At 58.2% G+C, this 263-nt stretch carries 1 protein-coding gene; it reads right to left on the bottom strand.

Annotated elements, in window-relative coordinates; genetic code table 11:
- Positions 1-263: AAA family ATPase (locus tag SB822_RS58055; RefSeq protein ID WP_410859235.1), on the bottom strand; the 263-nt coding region annotated here is incomplete at both ends.

The following is a 263-nucleotide window of genomic DNA, read 5'->3' as shown; positions in this document are numbered from 1 at the left end:
AACCCTGAGATCGACATTGGGTGCAAGCGGCACATTGCGCACATGCACTTTGAGAATCTGTTCGCGACCGACAATATCCGGATTCGGAACCACAACCTGACGGTCGAAACGGCCCGGACGCAAGAGCGCGGGATCGAGAACGTCGGGGCGGTTGGTCGCCGCGATCAGGATGATCGATTCGTTGGCTTCAAAGCCGTCCATCTCGACCAGAAGCTGATTGAGCGTCTGTTCGCGTTCATCATTACCGCCGCCGAGACCAGCGC

The sequence above is a fragment of the Paraburkholderia sp. SIMBA_054 genome (genome assembly GCF_046534875.1).
In the GTDB taxonomy this organism is placed as follows: domain Bacteria; phylum Pseudomonadota; class Gammaproteobacteria; order Burkholderiales; family Burkholderiaceae; genus Paraburkholderia; species Paraburkholderia hospita.
This window is presented reverse-complemented; position numbering and strand designations above follow the sequence as displayed.